15 protein-coding genes are annotated in these 14,636 nt (G+C 40.0%); 4 read left to right on the top strand and 11 right to left on the bottom strand.

What is annotated here, in order from left to right; genetic code table 11:
- Nucleotides 1-55: 55 nt before the first annotated feature.
- The 9 genes from atpG to DCO56_RS26420 form a co-directional block, all read right to left on the bottom strand.
- Entirely contained in the window at nt 56-958 is a 903-nt protein-coding gene (gene atpG, locus DCO56_RS26460; RefSeq protein WP_108636707.1) for an ATP synthase F1 subunit gamma, read from the bottom strand.
- A 91-nt stretch (nt 959-1,049) separates the two neighbouring features.
- Entirely contained in the window at nt 1,050-2,624 is a 1,575-nt protein-coding gene (gene atpA, locus DCO56_RS26455) for a F0F1 ATP synthase subunit alpha (protein WP_108636706.1), read from the bottom strand.
- A 54-nt stretch (nt 2,625-2,678) separates the two neighbouring features.
- Nucleotides 2,679-3,221 (bottom strand): ATP synthase F1 subunit delta, encoded by a 543-nt coding sequence (gene atpH / locus DCO56_RS26450; protein WP_108636705.1) that lies wholly within the window; start codon nt 3,219-3,221, stop codon nt 2,679-2,681.
- Nucleotides 3,222-3,249: 28 nt separating this feature from the next.
- Nucleotides 3,250-3,750 carry a F0F1 ATP synthase subunit B gene (locus DCO56_RS26445; RefSeq protein WP_104385733.1) on the bottom strand — a complete coding sequence of 167 codons (501 nt, stop codon included), beginning with the start codon at nt 3,748-3,750 and terminating at the stop codon, nt 3,250-3,252.
- Nucleotides 3,751-3,861: 111 nt separating this feature from the next.
- Nucleotides 3,862-4,056, bottom strand: a complete 195-nt coding sequence (atpE, locus tag DCO56_RS26440; protein WP_108636704.1) for an ATP synthase F0 subunit C — start codon at nt 4,054-4,056, stop codon at nt 3,862-3,864.
- 35 nt (nt 4,057-4,091) lie between these two features.
- Entirely contained in the window at nt 4,092-5,180 is a 1,089-nt protein-coding gene (gene atpB / locus DCO56_RS26435) for a F0F1 ATP synthase subunit A (RefSeq protein ID WP_108636703.1), read from the bottom strand.
- A 94-nt stretch (nt 5,181-5,274) separates the two neighbouring features.
- Complete coding sequence (locus DCO56_RS26430) at nt 5,275-5,673, bottom strand: hypothetical protein (RefSeq protein WP_108636702.1); 399 nt, start codon at nt 5,671-5,673, stop codon at nt 5,275-5,277.
- On the bottom strand, nt 5,666-5,893 hold the full coding sequence (locus tag DCO56_RS26425) for an AtpZ/AtpI family protein (protein ID WP_233789610.1): 228 nt from the start codon (nt 5,891-5,893) through the stop codon (nt 5,666-5,668). The genes DCO56_RS26430 and DCO56_RS26425 overlap by 8 nt, the downstream gene beginning before the upstream one ends.
- Nucleotides 5,894-5,941: 48 nt before the next feature.
- A complete protein-coding gene (locus DCO56_RS26420; protein WP_108636701.1) occupies nt 5,942-8,167 on the bottom strand; it encodes a helix-turn-helix domain-containing protein in 2,226 nt (741 codons plus the stop codon).
- A gap of 199 nt (nt 8,168-8,366) precedes the next feature.
- On the opposite strand from DCO56_RS26420, the gene DCO56_RS26415 reads away from it, so the two are divergent.
- The 4 genes from DCO56_RS26415 (at nt 8,367) to DCO56_RS26400 (ending at nt 12,042) form a co-directional block, all read left to right on the top strand.
- Nucleotides 8,367-8,864, top strand: coding sequence for a cupin domain-containing protein (locus DCO56_RS26415; RefSeq protein WP_104385737.1), 498 nt, complete (start codon nt 8,367-8,369; stop codon nt 8,862-8,864).
- Between the two features lie 301 nt (nt 8,865-9,165).
- On the top strand, nt 9,166-9,900 hold the full coding sequence (locus tag DCO56_RS26410; RefSeq protein WP_108636700.1) for a coiled-coil domain-containing protein: 735 nt from the start codon (nt 9,166-9,168) through the stop codon (nt 9,898-9,900).
- Between the two features lie 10 nt (nt 9,901-9,910).
- Complete coding sequence (locus DCO56_RS26405) at nt 9,911-11,020, top strand: hypothetical protein (RefSeq protein WP_108636699.1); 1,110 nt, start codon at nt 9,911-9,913, stop codon at nt 11,018-11,020.
- A 32-nt stretch (nt 11,021-11,052) separates the two neighbouring features.
- Entirely contained in the window at nt 11,053-12,042 is a 990-nt protein-coding gene (locus tag DCO56_RS26400) for a hypothetical protein (protein WP_108636698.1), read from the top strand.
- Between the two features lie 163 nt (nt 12,043-12,205).
- Here the strand turns inward: DCO56_RS26400 and DCO56_RS26395 are convergent, their stop codons facing one another.
- On the bottom strand, nt 12,206-13,315 hold the full coding sequence (locus DCO56_RS26395) for a TFIIB-type zinc ribbon-containing protein (RefSeq protein WP_108636697.1): 1,110 nt from the start codon (nt 13,313-13,315) through the stop codon (nt 12,206-12,208).
- A gap of 22 nt (nt 13,316-13,337) precedes the next feature.
- Nucleotides 13,338-14,480 carry an SPFH domain-containing protein gene (locus tag DCO56_RS26390; RefSeq protein ID WP_108636696.1) on the bottom strand — a complete coding sequence of 381 codons (1,143 nt, stop codon included), beginning with the start codon at nt 14,478-14,480 and terminating at the stop codon, nt 13,338-13,340.
- Between the last annotated feature and the right edge of the window lie 156 nt (nt 14,481-14,636).

The following is a 14,636-nucleotide window of genomic DNA, read 5'->3' as shown; positions in this document are numbered from 1 at the left end:
AAAAAAAGCGTTAACCTTTCGATTAACGCTTTTTTATGCTTTCCCGATTACAGGATTATCCGTTTGACAAAGCTGCTGCTCCAGAAACGATTTCTGTCAACTCTGTCGTAATTGCTGCCTGACGTGCCTGGTTGTAAGATAACTTAAGTGATTTTAAAAGATCACCAGCGTTTTCAGTCGCTTTATCCATGGCTGTCATACGTGCTCCATGCTCGGAAGCATTGGAATCCAAAACAGCTTTGTATAATTGAATCTTGATGGCTTTAGGAATTAATTCCTCGATAATCTTCTCTTTGGAAGGCTCGATGATATAATCCACTTCAGCTTCTATTTTTGCTTTATGCGTATGTTGTGTGTTTCCCTCTGCAGGTGGTAATAAAGGCAAAATCTGCTCTGCTGTCAATTCTTGAACCGCAGCATTTTTGAATTGGTTATAAACCACTTCTACACGATCAAAATTACCTTCCTTAAATTGTTCCATGATAAATTCCGTCACTACAGAAACAGATCCAAAATTTAAATCAGAAAACAAGTCTGAATGGTTAGCTATCACATCGAAATTACGCTTCGAGAAGAAATCGTAACCCTTTTTACCAATAGCAATGATACTCAAATTGCCTTTTGCATGCTGCTCGGCATATTTGTTAGCGATCAAGTTATTAGTCATCTTGATCGCATTCGCATTGAATGCCCCAGCCAAACCTCTATTAGAAGAAACAACCACGATCAACACCTTATTTGGCTCACGATCTACCGTAAAAGGAGAATTACTTCCCTCCACACTTGCAGAAACATCAGCCAAAATATCTCTTAGTTTATTCGCATATGGGCGCAATTGTAAGATAGCGTTAGTAGCGCGCTTCAATTTAGCAGCCGATACCATTTTCATGGCTTTCGTGATCTGCTGTGTTGATGATACCGAGGTAATCCGGTTTCTTACTTCTTTTAAATTTGCCATATCTGAGATTGGAGATAGGAGATCTGAGATGTGAGATTCAAGAAATCTTTTAAAGACATCTCAAATCTCAAATCTATCATCTCACATCTATTTAATATTTTGATGCTAAATCCTTAGCTACTGTTTCTAATACTGCAGTCAACTCATCTGAGAATTTACCAGCTTTAAACGCTGCTAAAACTTCTGGATGGCGTTGTTCCAATTGTGTCAAGAACTCTTCTTCAAATTCTCTTACTTTGTTTACTGGTACATTACGCAATAAGCCTTTCGTTCCGATGTAAATGATCGCAACTTGTTTTTCTACAGAAACTGGAGAATATTGACCTTGTTTCAAGATCTCAACGTTACGAACACCTTTATCCAAAACGGCTTTAGTAGCAGCATCCAGATCAGAACCAAATTTCGCAAAAGCTTCCAATTCACGGTACTGCGCTTGATCTAACTTTAATGTACCCGATACTTTTTTCATCGGCTTGATCTGCGCATTACCACCCACACGAGATACCGAAATACCTACGTTGATCGCTGGACGGATACCCGCGTTGAATAAGTTAGACTCCAAGAAAATCTGACCATCTGTAATAGAGATTACGTTGGTAGGGATATATGCTGAAACGTCTCCTGCCTGTGTTTCGATGATCGGAAGTGCTGTCAATGAACCACCACCTTTAACCAAATGCTTGATAGATTCAGGAAGATCATTCATGTTACGGGCGATATCATCTGAAGAGTTGATTTTCGCTGCACGCTCCAACAAACGGCTGTGTAGGTAGAATACGTCACCTGGATATGCTTCACGACCCGGAGGACGACGTAACAATAAAGAAACCTCACGGTAAGCCACAGCTTGTTTAGATAAATCATCATAAACGATCAATGCTGGACGGCCTGTATCACGGAAGAACTCACCGATAGCAGCACCTGCCATTGGCGCATAGAATTGAAGTGGAGCAGGGTCAGCAGCAGAAGCAGCTACAACAACAGTATAAGCCATTGCACCTCTTTCCTCCAATGTACGAACGATATTCGCTACTGTAGAATTCTTTTGACCTACGGCAACGTAGATACAGAATACAGGTTGACCTGCATCATAAAATTCCTTTTGGTTCAAGATCGTATCGATACACACCGCAGTTTTACCTGTTTGACGGTCACCAATAACCAACTCACGTTGACCACGACCTACTGGAATCATCGCATCGATTGCCTTGATACCTGTTTGTAATGGCTCTGTTACTGGTTGGCGGTAGATAACACCCGGAGCTTTACGTTCGATAGGCATTTCGTACAATTCACCTTGGATAGGTCCTTTACCATCAATTGGTTGACCCAATGTATTCACTACACGTCCCAACAAACCTTCTCCAACTTTGATGGATGCAATACGGTTGGTACGTTTAATCGTATCTCCTTCTTTAATTTCGTCAGAAGGGCCTAAAAGTACAACACCGACGTTGTCTTCTTCTAAGTTTAATACAATACCTTGTAATCCGTTATCAAATTCAACCAACTCACCGGACTGAACTTTAGTTAAGCCGTAAATACGAGCAATACCGTCACCTACAGCAAGTACGGTACCCACTTCCTCTAGTTCGGCTTCTGATTTAAAGCCCGCCAATTGCTCTCTTAGAATTGCCGAAACTTCATCTGGTCTTACCTCTATCATTTTAATTATTATAAGGGGTTTTTTGATTTATTTTACTTTAAATACCAGAATAACTTAGTTACCCTGATTCAAATATCTTTCTAATTTATTCAACTTACCAGCAATACTTGCATCAATCTGGCGGTCACCAATATTGACGACAAAGCCACCGATCAGCTTATTATCGACTTTATTGATCAATATCACCTGAGCGTTGGTTTCTTTTGCAAGTACATCTTTCATCGCTGCCAAATTAGCTTCAGAAAGTGGTGCTGCAGAGGTAACTGTAGCTTTCACAATACCTTTAACCTCGTTATACTCGCGGATAAATTCCTGAGCAGTAGCATATACGATCATCCCACGACCTTTGTTGATCATGATCTTAAAGAATGCCAAGATATTTGGGTTGATCTTATCTTTAAATAAAGCATCCAATATGTTTTTCTTCTTGTCCAAAGGAACAATAGGATTGGCCAAAACAGCTTGCAATTCCGAACTGGATTTTAAAACAGCGATGAACGAATCCATATCTGTTTTGATGGTTTCCAGTGAGCCCTGCTCGCTAGCCAAGTCAATTAATGACTTTGCATATCTCGATGCTACTTTAAATACTGACATATTCTATTTCGTAATTTGAGTGGCCGGATTAGTTCAATTTAACATCTTTAAGCAAATCTGCTACTAAAGCTTCTTGCTTACCTTGGTCCTCAAATTCCTTGTTTAACACTTTACGGGCGATATCCAAAGACAAAGAAGAAACTTGTGATTTTACCTCAGCCAAAGCTTTATTCTTTTGTTCGTCGATCTCCTCTTTCGCTTGAGCAATCATTTTAGCGCCTTCATATTGCGCTTGTGTTCTTGCTTCAGCAACGATTTTTTCTTTTAGCTCTTTTGCTTCTTTAAGGATAACATCACGTTCCGCACGAGCCTCTTTAAGCAATTGTTCGTTTTCATTTGTCAAACGAGCCATTTCTAATTTAGCTTTCTCAGCAGCTTCCAATGCATTCGCAATTCCTTGCTCACGCTCATCCAAAGCATTGACGATAGGTTTCCAGGCAAACTTGCCCAATAAAAAGATCACAACCAACAAGATGATTAGTTGCCAAAAGAACAAACCGTACGAGAACTGATTAATTAATGCTTCCATTTATATACAATTGTAAATTATAATTTTCTTTTGTTTTGTATTTTTTTGTTTAAATACAATCTGCAACCAACCGTTGCAGATTGTATTTAGTAAACTTTTAATCAACTTGGATTATACGCCTAAGATTAAAGCACCGAATGCTAAACCTTCAACTAAGGCACCAATGATGATCATTGCAGTTTGAATTTTAGATGCTGCTTCTGGTTGACGAGCGATAGCTTCCATTGCTGAACCACCGATTTTACCTAAACCTAAACCTGCACCGATTACGATTAAACCTGCACCTACTAAATTTGGAATTACCATGTTTTTAATATATAAAATTTAACAAAAAAATTCAATTAATGATGAGCGTGTTCCTCTACTGCCATTCCAATAAATAGGGATGACAACATCGTAAAGATGAATGCTTGAAGAAAAGCTACCAAAAGCTCCAATAGGAATAACACGAGTGTCAATACCATAGAGACACCAATACTACCAACAACGGTCAACTGTTGTTGAAATAAATAGACAATTGCGATTAGTCCCATCACAACAGAGTGACCCGCAGTGATATTCGCAAACAAACGCAACATTAAGGAGAAAGGTTTAGTAAACATACCCAACACCTCAATTGGTGCTAAAACTATTTTAAACGGAACAGGAACACCGGGCATCCAGAAAATATGTTTCCAGTAATCTCCATTTCCTTTGAAATTGATAATAAAGAATGTAAATAGTGCCAAACATAAAGTGACTGTAATATTCCCGGTCACATTAAAACCTAATGGTGTTAAACCTAATAAGTTTAGAATAAAAATCAGGAAAAATACAGATAATAGGTAAGGCATAAATTCTTTATAACGATGACCTATATTAGGAACAGCCATCTCATCGCGTACATATAAAACCAAGGGCTCTAAAACACGACCAACACCTTTTGGTTGATTATTCACACCTTTTTTATAAGTTTTAGCTAAGCTGATAAAACCCCAAAACATTAAAAACGCAGCTAATATTAAACCGACAACATTCTTTGTAATCGAGAAATCCAGGGGTTTTGCATTCGTGGGATGATGTTTATCATCGTAGTTCAATGTACCTGTAGCATCTGTTTTATAGATCTTACCGTGGTAAAGTTTGTAGTATTGACCGTTTTTCTCCACAACAGACTCGCCATGATGAAACTCGCCAGAAGAAAAAACAACCAATCCATTATCAATAAGAATTACTGGCAATGGAAAACCATAATGTTTTCCTGCTTTTTGATCGGAAAACAAAGAAAAATAATGATCATCTTGTAAGTGATGTTGACTATACGCTTTGATTTCCTCAGCTTGGGTTTTAGGCGCATCCCCATGCGCTTCTTCCGCTGCTTTTAAGGTAAAAGGATTGACAGCAAGAAAAATTACTGCAAATAATAAAAGTGCTCTCTTAAGATTCACCATTTCAGATTACTATTGAATAATAAAAAATTTTGCGCAAAAATACAATTTTATTTGGCATAAATCACCATTTGTTTAAACTTTTTCCAAAAATAGTTTAAACCTTTTTATCTGCTTGATTTAAAGCGCTAAAAGCAACATATACATCGACAAACAAAGCGATGAAAAATACAACCAAAAAGTTATATTCGATAAAGTTGTTTTCAACGGTCTTTAACCCGTCTTTAATATAAATATACCCTGCAACAGCCTTCAGGAGCACCAGCCCCAAAAATATGACACCTAATTTCTCAGGCATGGACCAGTTTGCAAAAAAGACCAGCACCGCAACCAGCAACGAAGAACAGCATCCAAATGCATACATACCAACGAGACTGTAAGTGGCCTTTGACCAGTACTGCCCCACATTCATGCCGGATATCACTAAATAATGTGCTGCAAAACTTGCCACAAAGACGATCAGCAGCACAAGGACACTTTTCAAATAACTATTCATTTTTATTAATTTGATTTGCTTGCCTGATGAACTGATACAAAGATACAACCACTCCTAACAGTGTCAATCCCTTCATCCCCCATTCACCCGCAATCGCATATTTATTGTCTAACCAACTTCCGACCCAGTAAAATAAATATATTGTCACACCCATCTGGATCGGCATGGAAGTAAAAACAATCCATTTGTTAATTTTCTTATTGGTTTTTTCCTCTTTCAATTAGCTTAAATAAAAGGTTGACAAATATACATCATAAATCCTTACCGACTACAATCCTAAAACTTTTTGTCCAATTTTAATATCCGGATAGTCTATATCTGCACCCAAAATCATCTTAAGCTCCGAAGATGATTTTTCTGGATTTGCACGAATGACATCCAGGATACGATCGAGCTTCTCTTGATCAATTAATTCTGTTGCTTCGACCTCCGTCCCTACAAAATTAATCAAATGTCCGTAAATCGTACCGGCTACCATCCCGCGCTTACCTGCTATATCAGCGATACTCATCCCTTCTTTAAACATTTCCAATGAAATATCTTTTGTATCCAATTTCTTCGCGCCTTCCTCATCAGCACTTTGAGCTGCCAGCACCTCCTTTTCTTTCGTTTTAACCTGAGCGGCTACATCAAGCATGGCTGTTTGGAAATCCTCTCTTTTGGATAGCGTTTCAGCAATAATTAGACAATGTTGTAACTGTTCGCGTTTCCTTTTGTAATCCAGCAATATGGCCTTTAGCTCATCAATATATTTCTTTGTCCGCTTACGAATCTGGTATTCTTCAATGTGCTTTGTCAACGCTTCGATAAGGTCCTTATCCATTCGGGGCAAAAACCAATTTACAGCTGCAGTGGATCGTTCACAGATCAGATCATAATCAATCGCATCTTTATCCCGAAGAAGATCATAAAGGACAACAATAAATTTATGTGCTACCTTCTCCTGTGTCTGGAGCTGTTTAACCACCTCCTGAAAGAACTGAATAGCCTTTTCCTTCCCATCGATATTGCGTTCTTCCATTGATTTAAGCAGTTCCGAAGTCTCCACCAAGAGTCCATCCCACCGAAAACCATTCATTAGAATCTGCCCAAGATAATTTCGTTGGCACTGTTCCAATATTTCATTGATATTAGACTGGGAATGTGCTCGTTGCGCAAATTCAACCACCTGATAATCCGTACGAATGGCATAAGATGGAATAATAGATTTAAGCACCAGTCCATCCAGACTTGTCAGACGGCTTAAGGCAACGTAAACCTGTCCCGCAGCAAAGGAAGTACCCGCATCTATAATTGCCTTCTGGAAGGTCAATCCCTGACTTTTATGAATGGTGATTGCCCAAGCTAATCGCAGCGGAAATTGAGAAAATGTCCCTAAAATTTCTTCTTTGATCTGATCCTGTCCTTTATCATAGTTGTAACGGATATTTTCCCAGGTTTCCCTTTTTACCGTCACCTCTTCGGAACCATCTGGGAAAGTAACCGATACAGTACCATGTGCTGTATCTATATCCTTTACGGTACCAATTTTACCATTGTAATACTTTCGCTCCTCACCGGAATCATTTCGGATAAACATCACCTGCGCACCTATTTTTAATGATAGCGTTTCCTCAGCAGGATAAGACCCTTGAGCGAAGTCATCTTTCACGACGGCTTTTAAGTTGAGCATTTTCCCGGACAATGACGCCAACTTTGCACTATTGATCTCGTCGGCATTTCGATTATGGGATGTCAATGTGATATATTGTTCTTCCTCTTTTGGGACGAAATCTTGCTGATAGTAGCCATTTAAGGTAGCCAGCATCTCACTGGTACATTGATTATTCCGTATCGCATTTAAAATCGAAATAAAGCCCTCGTCCTGCTGACGATAGATTTTATTGAGTTCCAGCATGACCAAAGGGCTATCCCGTAAGATTTTTGCATTGAAGAAAAACACCGAAGAATAATGATCGCGGAGGATATTCCATTCCGCATCTTTGACCACGGGCGGTAATTGATATAAATCTCCGATAAACAATACCTGTAAACCACCAAAAGGCCGCATATCGCGACGAACCGACTGTAATATCACATTGATTGCATCTAATGTATCTGCCCTGACCATCGAGACCTCATCAATAACCAATAGCTCCAGCTCCTGCAAAATCGCTCGTCGTTGTTTCGTCAGTTTTATTGTGCTGAACAAGCGGGACTTATTATAGATATGACTGTCCTGCTCATCCCAACGCAACTCATAGTCCTCCACAAAAGTTCCAAAAGGAAGCCAAAAAAGGGAGTGTAAAGTTGTACCGCCTGCGTTCATGGCTGCTACTCCTGTCGGTGCGGTAATCGCCATCTTTTTATAGCTGTGCTCACGGATATACTTCAGGAAAGTCGTTTTACCTGTACCTGCCTTTCCCGTAATAAATACATTCTGATTGGTTTGGTTAACAAATGCGACAGCCTGCATAAATGCTGTGTTTTCCCGATCGACTTGAAAATTTGACATATCCTGAAATTAGATTGATCACAAAACTAAGGATTTCATTTTGAAAACATATCCTACCCCCGGATTGTATATTTTATAAAAAAACGCGTTTTACTGATGATTTTATCAAAGCTAAAACGGTTAACTAAAAACATTAATGATTTTTTTCTATATTTAGCTGCTGAATTAAGGATCAATAAATTTTTAGAAATTTTATAACATGGCTATAGATAAAACCGCATTATTTGAGAAAGTGCAGGAAATGTTGACATCCAAAGGGTTCAACATTGAGAAATCGGATGCAGCACGCCCTTGGGGTGGCTTTTTTGTTATCGACGAGTCACAGGCACAAGAGTTTGCCAATGAGTATTTTGGAGGATTGGATGTTCAGGAATTACGAATTTCCGGAAAATTAAGTCCAAAAATTCTGATCGTTGCGCCAGACAAGAGACTTTCTTGGCAGTATCACCACCGTCGTGCCGAAATCTGGCGTGTCATTCAAGGCAATGTTGGTGTCATGGTTTCGGATACAGATGAAGAATCTGTTGTCTCTACCTTGAAAGAAGGCGAAACGATCAGATTACGTCAGGGACAACGTCACCGTTTAATCGGCTTGGATGGCTTCGGTATTTTGGCTGAAATCTGGCAACATACGGATGCGAATAACCCTTCTGATGAAGACGACATTGTGCGCGTTCAAGACGATTTCGGAAGATAAGAAGCTCCCTCAGCTACTTTTTACAAAGATTCCCAATCCAGGATTGGGAATCTTTGTTTCCCCGCTTTATGTTATCTCTTTAGGCAATCTATCCCCCGTTGCGCAGCATAGTCGAGCCCTGTTTCACACAACTTATTGATCTCATGATTCCCAATTTGATAGCTGTACTGGAATTACCTCTAACGGTCTATTCATCCTTTTTGAGCATTAATTAACCTGATGATGATTTCATCCAATAAATTTAGCTGTCACAATCCTATTTTTTACTATTTTAGTATACGTAATAATAAAATGTCAAATTATGAGCAACGATGAAAACAAAAAAAGTGCGGGGATATTAAGCAGTCTTAAAAAATTAATTTTCGAGGATGATCAGACAAGTTCCACTCCCCCATCGCCGGCTCCGGTTCCACCTGCTCCGACAAAAGAAAAATTAAGTACACCTACATATACATCGCCACAGCCCCCTATGGCAACTGGCAAAACTCCGCCGCCCATCCCCATAACAGCCAACGATGGATCTACCGATCTCAAAGAAATGAAACTGAAAGTATACGCCATACTCGAAAAACTAAATGAACAGGGGGTTGATTTTTTTGAAGTCTGGAATGCTGCTGCTGCAATGGGAAAAGTAGAGGAAAACACCTTAAAAGCCGCATATACTTCCCTGAAGTTTGTCGATAGTTCATTATCGAAGGAAAAACTTGTGGCAACTGGCACAAATTATGCTAATAAGCTTAAAGAAACCATTGCCAAAGAATCGGAACAGAAACAGAATGAAAAGAGAAGGACGGAACAGGACCGAACCATGGAGATCGCCAATTTGAACAGTGAAATTAAAACCATAACGGAAAACATCAACAAATTGCAGGATGATCTACAGAAAAAGCAAATCGCACTGGGACAAATTAATGAAAAGTACGAACCAAAAATTAAAGAAATCGAACAAAAAATAGCCATAGGCAACGCAGCTGTCGGTGAGGTCATTACAGAAATCAACAGTGCACTGCATATGATTAATCAATCAATTACATAACTCTAAATCAATGGAAAAAAAAGACCAATACATTAATATTCCTGCTGAAATAAAGACGCAGCTCCCGATATTTCAAGTTTTGGGAGACCATTTGCCTGCTCAATTAAAATCTCCGGAAGCAAAAAAGACGGTGTCCGCAATTTTCTTTTGGGCATTGATACTGGGGGGTGCATTTGCTTTTTTTAAATACCTTCCCGTTATGCTCGAGTATGCAGGAAAGAGTATTTTATTTGTGATCTTCAGCATTATTCTGATCACCTTATTACTTTTAGCACCTAAGATTATTGCCCTACTACATCGCTTGGGTACTGTATTACTTTTCAAAGGCGAAAAATCCATTATCAGAAACAATCCGATAGAGACCTTACAACTATTATCCCGTGATGCGAAAGACACCCTAAAACGTGTGAAGGAAAAAATCAGTAATGTGGACGGTGTGCGCATCGATATGATTCAAAGTGGTGAAACGGCACAAAAAACTGCCGAAGAAAAGTACACCTATGCAAAAAGGTTTACAGCAGAAGCTGCTAATCTGGACGAAAAATCAAAGGAGGAAGCGAGCAGAAATAATGCGGAAAAGGCCAATGCATACGCAAGAGATGCCAAGGAAACACGCACCAAAGCTTTTCTGCTGGGTAAGGAAGGGGAATCAGAAGAACAAAATGCCCGTAGTTATGTACAATATGCCAATCAGTTTGCGAAAGTATTGGAAGTCCTCAAAGACAATGAAAGCGCGGCCCGTATTTATGTAAGTACATTAGATAGCAGCATCTCCATCATTTCGAAGAAACTAGAAGCAACGCAAAAAATGAAAAACGCGACAGATGGGCTTGCCGATGTGTTTAATATTAAAGATGGCTGGGCTTTTCAAGAAGCGATGAATGCGGCTACAGGTGCTATCAGCCAAAATATTGCATCCATTCGTTCCAACCTTGACTTCTTGGATCAAAACAACAACATTACTGTAGGCGGCGCTCCTTCGCAGGGCGAACTGGAAGAATTTATCCGCAAGGTCGACGAGCGTAACTTAAAAGTGCTCAACGTCACTCAGATGTCCGATGCAAGCTACGAACTCAAACCGGAGGAGAAAGTCGATAAAGGCTTTACATTACTCGATTAATTAATCAAAACAATATCATATTATTCAAAATTATGGAAGAGAAATCGACATGGGCTAGGTTAAGATGGCCTATCAAAGCAATTATTATCGCATTACCTATCCTTGCTATTGGTTATTGGGCGATGCAGTCTGGCAAGTTTGACACTACGCTTGCGGTTAAACCGGACTCAACCAATATCAATGCTACCGGACCTACAGTCTCAGGATCGGAAAGCACCCGCTCTTTCAACTATCAGCCTGAAAAGCCCGTTGATGGCGAGTATAAGGGTGTTGTAGAGGTAGGTGCTTCGGGATTCAATTCCTTTGTCGTCAATATGGATAAAGAAAACCGTTGGGAGATTATCTCCAAAGATTTTGGAAAATCCTTCGCCTATGAAGGATTAGCCACCACAGAAGATATCCGTAAAGGTCTAAAGGATTATATTGGTATGATGCTTGATAAAGGCGTAAAATCCAAAAACATCCACTTTGTGATCAGTTCCGGCGCACAGAAAGAACCTAAAACAACTGTCATCAGTTCGGAGCTCAGAAAGATGGGCTTCGTTGTGAATTTAGTGACAGCCGAACAAGAGGGAAAACTTGCACTAAAATGCGTTCTTCCTAAAGCTTATGAAGAAAATTCTTTTGTTGTGGACATCGGTTCGGGAAACACCAAGATCTCCTGGATTGATGGTGATACCAAATCTGAGGAAGCACCCGGTGCAAAATATTATGAAAAAGATCTAAAGGATGACGCTGTTTATGCAGAAGTAAAAAAATTAGGTGAGAAAATACCGGCTTCAAAAAGAGAAGTCTGCTTTATCATCGGTGGCGTTCCTTTTGAGTTAGCATCTCAGACACGTCAGGGAGAGGAGCGTTTCACGGTATTGAATGATCCCACTTCTTATAAAGCCGATAAAATAAAAACCAAAAGCGGTGTCAACATTTACAAAGCGCTTAAAGATGCGACCAACTGCGACACCTTTGTATTCGATTGGGACGCAAACTTTACGATTGGCTTCTTGCTTTCTTTAAATAAATAACTATATTTTACAACAATAAAAAAGAGCTGTGCTTCAAAAGGCACAGCTCTTTTTTATTGAAAATATTTGTTGCAATCGATCAGAAAAAACCTTCAGTTTACTTTTCATAGCTGTTGATGCCAGCGAAATCATGAAGGCGTTTTTTTTGCTTTTGTAAGCATTATTACCCCATAAAGCTCAACAGATAACACACAATAAGGATCAACAGCACCAAGAAAGCGATTTTCCAAAAGCTATAGGGCCTTTGTCCATACACCTTACCATTGAACGCATTGACCATGATCTGATAACTCTTACCCTTATACTGATAAGCTGAAAGCCATACGGGCAAGAGTATATATTTCAATTTGATTGACTTAAAATCACTATCGATAAGATCAATATCCTGGGTATCCCCACCAATATCATTTTCGACCTGCCGTTCAATTTCGCGATCCATAATAGTTCGGGCGGTTCGGGCCGCCATAACATGGTCGACACTAAATGTTTCTGCAATAAAACCACTCAGATACTGCTCGTTAAATGGCTTCAGGTAACTTAAGTTCCAGGGACCAATTTTATCCGAAAACTTTTCGGGCAGCGAAGTCGATCCTGAGATAACGATATCTCTAAATTGGCTGTATATCGTTCCCGAAGCAGGATACCAGCTCGTGCGGCGCTCCTCATATTCCTCCGTTTCACCGTCAGAATTACGTCGTGTTCGTGTTACATAATAATATTCCCCACGTGATCCTTCATAAGAAGAATGCACATCCGAATCGTATGACCAAAATGGAATATATACGCCTTTCAACCGATCATTCCGCGTATTGAAGATCCGCTTGAAATCATTGGGAGCAAACCAGACTTTCCCTGCCCATTGCGTTAATAAACCAAAGGCTTGCTTATAGTCCACCGAGAAAGGTACGAGTCCATGGGGTTTAACGATACGTTTTTGCTGATGATCAATAACCAACGGCGATGCACAAAAAGCACATACATCTGCTGTAACATGGGGATTCAACCTCGAATTAGCCCCACAGTTGCTACAATGAACAACTTCCGCCAGATAGCTATATCGCTCATCCGCAACACCTTCCATCGCTTTTCCAAAAACGTTATAATCCGTTGCTTCGATCTCCTCACCTCCCGGCATGTTGTCCGCAATTTCATTTTTAGTTCCACAATACGAACATTCCAGGTAGGAAGTTCCGGGTTGATAAGTCAAAACTGCACCGCAACCCTGGCATTTTAACCCCCGCTCTATTTCGGAGGTCTTCTCTTCAAAACTCATACTTGTGATAGCACTTAGGTCTCTAAACTCCAGGAATTGGTGGCGGAGTTTGCGAAAACAAATCCTTCAATTCAACAATTTTATCAGCTTCTGTCCAGTTATCAAGTCCTTCTTTCCAAACTAAAGTTGAAGCCGTGAGTGTACCTTCTCCAAGCAGCCCACGTAATTGTTCTTGATCAAATGGTCCTTCTTGCTTTCCCTTTATAGCCAAGTAATAAGCAATGGCCTTCGGTATCGGTGGCGGAACAACGGCTCCTGTCGCAGCCCCAGCCGCAGCCGTAGGATTGTTGCCATCAAAATTATTTTGCTGAAACACATTCCCCATCTGCCCAACCATTCCTGCCCCCAAGCCAGCACCAAAACCGGCACCAACAATGCCACCACTGCTTGGATTTTCCGCCGCTTTTTCCATGGAATTGGCAGCTTGAAACTGTGCATAAGCACCAAGGTTTCCTACCACCCCCATACTGCTTCGTTTATCCAGTGCTTTTTCGACCTCCTCTGGAAATGAGATATTTTCGATCAAAAATTTGGTCAGGCTCAATCCGATCTCTTCAAAGTCTCCACTTATTTTTTGTTGGATCAATACCGAAACTTCATCGTAGTTGGAAGCTAGATCCAGCGCTGGAATTTTTGATTCCGCAATGGCATCCATGCCTCTGGAAACAGCAATATTGCGCAATTGCTCCGTAATATCGTCTACAGTGAATACCGGGGTCGTCGCAACCAGCTGTTTCATAAAAACAGTGATATCTTTTACCTGAAAGGAAAAATTTCCAAAGGCCCGAAGTCGTATCGGCCCAAATTCAGGATCACGTAACATGATCGGATTTTTTGTTCCCCAACGTTGATTGACAAACTGCCGTAGGTTGATAAAATAAACATCAGCCTTAAACGGACTGTTAAAACCGTACTTCCATCCGCTGATGGTTGTCATAATCGGCATGTTCTGCGTTGTCAATTCATATCTGCCGGGTTGAAATACGTCGGCCACAACGCCCTCATTCAAAAATACAGCTGCTTGCCCCTCCCGTACGGTAAGTTGAGCACCCATCTTAATTTCATTCTGATACCGCGGAAATTTCCACACAATCGTATCAGTACTATTATCGACCCACTCGATAATATCTATAAATTCATTTCTGATTTTATCAAATAACCCCATAAATTTTTCTCTTTACAATTACTTACACTAAATGTAAACATTTCCTTGGAAACCGCCAATTTTACCATTCTTATCGGAAACTATAGATATCTAAAAAATTTAGTCTTTTATACTACATATCGTGGTTTATTTTTTATACTTTTGTTAGCTAAGTTC

This window comes from Sphingobacterium athyrii (assembly GCF_003071065.1).
Lineage (GTDB): Bacteria > Bacteroidota > Bacteroidia > Sphingobacteriales > Sphingobacteriaceae > Sphingobacterium > Sphingobacterium athyrii.
The sequence above is the reverse complement of the archived record's forward strand: the minus strand, read 5'-3'. Positions and strand labels throughout refer to the sequence as shown.